Raw genomic sequence first — 5,164 nt, forward strand, 5'->3', positions numbered from 1 at the left:
GCCCGGGCGCCAGCGGGTCGCCGACACCACCGTCGCGTTGCAGAGCACGAACGTCCCGTGCAGGGTCACCGTCTTCGGGTGGCCGGTGACGTCGACCGCGAACACCCGCGCCGACACGCCGACCTGCGGCGCCGCGAGCCCGACGCAGCCCGGCGAGACGCGCATCGTGGCGACCAGGTCCGCGGCCAGCTCGACGATCGCCGGATCGGTCGGATCGACCTCCGCGCCGGCACGGGCCAGCACCGGGTCGGGCGCGTTGACCACCGGCCGCACCCGGCCGGGTTGGGCGAGGTCCGCGAGCCAGCCGTCGAGGCTCACCTCGGCGTCAGGCGTCACAGGACATCGGACTCGGCGCGGCGGAGCACGACGTCGACCCCGAGGCCGGCCGCCGCCTCCGTGAGCCGCCGCTCGGTCTCCTCGGCGCTGCCCGGCGGCAGTTCGACCTCGGCCACGAGCACGTACAGCGGCCCGGCGAGCCGGGTGGTCAGGTCGGTGATGTTGCCGCCGGCGTCGGCGACCACGCGGGTCACCGCGGCGACGATGCCGAGCCGGTCGGCGCCGTGCACGCTGAGCACGTAGGGCTCGCCGGTCGGCGCGGTGCTCTCCTCCGGGCCGACGGACCGCACGGTGGCCAGCAGCCGGCTGCGCGCCGCCAGCGGGTCCAGCGCGGCCTCGACGTCGGCCGCCGCCGGGCCCGTGCAGACCAGCGTCATCGCGAAATGGCCGCGCAACCGGGTCATCGTCGAGTCGGTCAGGTTGGCACCGAGGTCGGCCAGCACACCGGCGACATCGGCCACGATGCCGGGCCGGTCGCGCCCGATCACGGTGATCGCGAGCTCCTCCACCCGAGAGAGTCTGCCGCATGGCCCGTGGCAGGATCGACGGGACATGCCCGAGGAGACCATCGCCGACGCCGCGATCCGCTGGTTCAGCGCGAACGCGCGGGACCTGCCCTGGCGGCAGCCCGACGCGGGCGCCTGGGCGATCCTGGTCAGCGAGGTCATGCTCCAGCAGACGCCGGTCGTCCGGGTGCTCCCGGCGTACGAGGCGTGGCTGGCCCGCTGGCCGACGCCGGCCGCCCTGGCCGCCGACGAGCCGGGCGAGGCGATCCGGATGTGGGGGCGGCTCGGCTACCCGCGCCGGGCCCTGCGCCTGCACGAGTGCGCGACGGCGATCGCGGAACGGCACGCCGGCGTGGTCCCCGACGACCTGGACGCGCTGCTGGCCCTCCCGGGCGTCGGCACGTACACCGCCCGCGCGGTCGCTGCCTTCGCGTACCGCCAGCGGCAGCCGGTGGTCGACACCAACGTCCGCCGGTTCGTCGCCCGGGCCGCGACCGGACTCGCCGACGCCGGGCACACCACCAAGCCGGCCGACCTGACCGCGACCGCGGCCCTGCTGCCCATCGAGCCCGAGCTCGCGGCCCAGGCCAGCGCCGCGTTCATGGAGCTCGGCGCCGTGGTCTGCGTGGCCCGCGCGCCCCGCTGCGCGATCTGCCCGGTCGCCGAACGCTGTGCCTGGCGGGCTGCCGGCCGCCCGGCGCTGGAGGGACCCAGCCGCCGGCCACAGCCGTACGCGGGAACGGATCGCCAGGTCCGCGGCCTGCTGCTGGCCGTGCTGCGCGAGGCCGTCGAGCCCGTGCCCCGGATCCGGCTGGACGTGGTCTGGCCCGAGCCGACCCAGCGCCACCGGGCCCTGCGCGGACTGATCGACGACGGCCTGGTCGACCCGCTGCCCGGCGACCTGTTCACGCTGCCGAGCGGCAGATGACGAAAGGGCCCGGCACGCCGAAGCGTGCCGGGCCCTGATCGCCGAACGAGTTACTCGGTGGCTTCCGCCGCGCCGAGGTCGGCCGGCACCGCGTCGGGCACCTCGACCGGCTTCTCCGCACCGCGGAACACCAGCTTGGACTTCTCGATGTTGTCGGGGTCGCCCTCGCAGTCGACGACGACGATCTGACCGGGCTTCAGCTCGTTGAAGAGGATCCGCTCGGACAGGCTGTCCTCGATGTCGCGCTGGATGGTGCGGCGCAGCGGCCGGGCACCCAGCACCGGGTCGAAGCCCTTCTTCGCGAGGTACTTCTTCGCGTTGTCGGTCAGCTCCAGGCCCATGTCCTTGTTGCGCAGCTGGGCCTCGATCCGCTGGATCATGATGTCGACGATCGACAGGATCTCGGTCTCGGTCAGCTGGTGGAAGACGATGGTGTCGTCGATCCGGTTGAGGAACTCGGGCCGGAAGTGCTGCTTGAGCTCGTCGTTGACCTTCTGCTTCATCCGCTCGTAGTTCGAGTCGGAGTCTTCCGAGGCCTGGAAGCCCAGCGACACCGCCTTGGCGACGTCCCGCGTGCCCAGGTTGGTGGTCAGGATGATCACCGTGTTCTTGAAGTCGACGATGCGACCCTGACCGTCGGTCAGGCGACCGTCTTCCAAGATCTGGAGCAGCGTGTTGAAGACGTCCGGGTGGGCCTTCTCGATCTCGTCGAAGAGGACCACGGAGAACGGCCGGCGCCGCACCTTCTCGGTGAGCTGGCCACCCTCGTCGTAACCCACGTAGCCGGGGGGCGCCCCGACCAGGCGGGAGACCGTGTAGCGGTCGTGGAACTCCGACATGTCGAGCTGGATCAGCGAGTCCTCGCTGCCGAACAGGAACTCGGCGAGCGCCTTGGACAGCTCGGTCTTACCGACGCCGGACGGGCCGGCGAAGATGAACGAGCCCGACGGGCGCTTCGGGTCCTTGAGGCCGGCCCGCGTGCGCCGGATCGCCTTGGACACGGCCTTGACCGAGTCTTCCTGGCCGACGACCCGCTTGTGCAGCTCGTCCTCCATGCGCAGCAGCCGGGAGGTCTCCTCCTCGGTCAGCTTGTAGACCGGGATGCCCGTCCAGTTGGCGAGGACCTCGGCGATCTGCTCGTCGTCGACCTCGCTGACGACGTCGAGGTCGCCGGCCTTCCACTCCTTCTCCCGCTGGGCCTTCTGCCCGAGCAGCTGCTTCTCCTTGTCGCGCAGCTGCGCGGCCCGCTCGAAGTCCTGCGCGTCGATCGCGGACTCCTTGTCGCGGCGGACCTGGGCGATCCGCTCGTCGAAGTCACGCAGGTCCGGCGGCGCGGTCATCCGACGGATGCGCATCCGGGCGCCCGCCTCGTCGATCAGGTCGATCGCCTTGTCGGGCAGGAAGCGGTCGGAGATGTAGCGGTCGGCCAGGGTGGCCGCGGCGACCAGCGCGGCGTCGGTGATCGACACGCGGTGGTGCGCCTCGTAGCGGTCGCGCAGGCCCTTGAGGATCTCGATGGTGTGCGCCAGCGACGGCTCACCCACCTGGATCGGCTGGAACCGGCGCTCGAGCGCGGCGTCCTTCTCGAGGTGCTTGCGGTATTCGTCGAGCGTCGTCGCACCGATCGTCTGCAGCTCACCACGCGCGAGCATGGGCTTCAGGATCGAGGCGGCGTCGATCGCGCCCTCGGCGGCACCCGCACCCACCAGGGTGTGGATCTCGTCGATGAACAGGATGATGTCGCCGCGCGTGCGGATCTCCTTGAGCACCTTCTTGAGGCGCTCCTCGAAGTCACCGCGGTATCGGGAACCGGCCACCAGCGCGCCCAAGTCGAGCGTGTAGAGCTGCTTGTCCTTGAGCGTCTCGGGCACCTCGCCCTTGATGATCCGCTGGGACAGGCCCTCGACGACCGCCGTCTTACCGACGCCGGGCTCACCGATCAGGACCGGGTTGTTCTTGGTGCGGCGGGAGAGCACCTGCATCACCCGCTCGATCTCCTTCTCGCGCCCGATGACCGGGTCGAGCTTGCCCTCGCGGGCGGCCTGGGTGAGGTTGCGGCCGAACTGGTCGAGCACCAGGCTCGTCGACGGCGCGGCCTCGCCCGGGGTGGCGCCGGCGGCCGCCGGCTCCTTGCCCTGGTAGCCGGAGAGGAGCTGGATGACCTGCTGGCGGACCCGGTTGAGGTCGGCGCCGAGCTTGACCAGCACCTGGGCGGCCACGCCCTCGCCCTCACGGATCAGCCCGAGCAGGATGTGCTCCGTGCCGATGTAGTTGTGGCCGAGCTGCAGCGCCTCGCGCAGCGACAGCTCGAGCACCTTCTTGGCCCGCGGCGTGAACGGGATGTGCCCGCTCGGCGCCTGCTGACCCTGGCCGATGATCTCCTCGACCTGCTGGCGGACGCCTTCCAGGGAGATACCGAGACTCTCCAGCGCCTTCGCCGCGACACCCTCACCCTCGTGGATGAGGCCGAGCAGGATGTGCTCAGTGCCGATGTAGTTGTGGTTGAGCATCCGGGCTTCTTCTTGAGCCAGGACGACAACCCGTCGCGCTCGGTCGGTGAACCGCTCGAACATGCCCTCGTGCTCCTCACGTGCCGTGCGCCTGAGTCTGGCCGGACCAGCGACTTGGCGGAACCAGTGCACAGACGTCCGGGGAAGACGCCTGCGCACACTCACTCTATCGCCGCGGGCGCGGTCAGCTACGGCCGTGCACGCCGGAGGTGAACCCATCCGCGACGTATCTGCCAACTCTGCACGCTTATCGGGTGTTCCCGGGAGGGAACGTGTACGCGCAGAGCGAACACGGCCACGCGGCGATTCATGAAGATCAAGAGGGAGAGGCGTGACGAGGGACCGGTATCGAGGTCACAAAGCAGGACAAAGCCGAAAGGACCGGGCCGGGGCGGGGACGGCCGGCCGCCCCGCGACCGACAGGGAGGGGTCCCCGCCCAGCACCTGGAGCGTGCCTGCCTACCGCCCGGCCTTCGCGTGGTACTCGTCGACGATCTCCTGCGGGATCCGGCCCCGGTCAGAGATGTCCTTGCCTTCCTTCTTGGCCCAGGCGCGGATGGCCTTGTTCTGCTCGCGGTCGGCGGCAGCCCCGCCGCGCCCACGAGCGGCACGACCGCCGACCACCACCCCACCCCGGCCCACCTTGGAGCCGGCCGCCAGGTAGGGCGCGAATGCGTTCCGCAATTTGTCGGCGTTCTTCTTCGAGAGGTCGATCTCGTACTGAACACCGTCGAGGGCGAACTTCACCGTCTCGTCGGCGTCCCCGCCGTCCATGTCGTCGACCAACTTGTGAATGATCTGCTTGGCCACGGGCCGCTGTCCTTTCGCGTGGTCCCTCCCACAAACAAGAGCACAATAGCTCGTTCGCCGCGCGATCGGTCAAT

Annotated in this window: 5 protein-coding genes; 1 reads left to right on the plus strand and 4 read right to left on the minus strand. The window is 70.6% G+C overall.

Going from position 1 to position 5,164, the window contains the following annotated elements; all coding sequences use genetic code 11:
* Together AB0H87_RS37675 and AB0H87_RS37680 are read right to left on the minus strand one after the other, a co-directional pair.
* The coding region (locus AB0H87_RS37675; RefSeq protein WP_360157233.1) for a peptide deformylase at window positions 1-336 on the minus strand (336 nt) is incomplete at its 3' end.
* On the minus strand, window positions 333-845 hold the full coding sequence (locus tag AB0H87_RS37680; protein WP_360157236.1) for an ACT domain-containing protein: 513 nt from the start codon (window positions 843-845) through the stop codon (window positions 333-335). The genes AB0H87_RS37680 and AB0H87_RS37675, both read right to left, overlap by 4 nt.
* Window positions 846-888: 43 nt before the next feature.
* Here AB0H87_RS37680 and AB0H87_RS37685 point away from each other — a divergent pair, with 43 nt between their 5' ends.
* Complete coding sequence (locus AB0H87_RS37685) at window positions 889-1,770, plus strand: A/G-specific adenine glycosylase (protein WP_360157239.1); 882 nt, start codon at window positions 889-891, stop codon at window positions 1,768-1,770.
* Between the two features lie 50 nt (window positions 1,771-1,820).
* On the opposite strand, the gene AB0H87_RS37690 is transcribed toward AB0H87_RS37685, so the two are convergent.
* A complete protein-coding gene (locus AB0H87_RS37690; RefSeq protein WP_360157242.1) occupies window positions 1,821-4,343 on the minus strand; it encodes an ATP-dependent Clp protease ATP-binding subunit in 2,523 nt (840 codons plus the stop codon).
* A 396-nt stretch (window positions 4,344-4,739) separates the two neighbouring features.
* Window positions 4,740-5,090, minus strand: a complete 351-nt coding sequence (locus tag AB0H87_RS37695) for an Lsr2 family protein (protein ID WP_203702960.1) — start codon at window positions 5,088-5,090, stop codon at window positions 4,740-4,742.
* Window positions 5,091-5,164: the final 74 nt, after the last annotated feature.

It is taken from the genome of Asanoa sp. NPDC050611 (assembly GCF_040654855.1).
Lineage (GTDB): Bacteria > Actinomycetota > Actinomycetes > Mycobacteriales > Micromonosporaceae > Asanoa.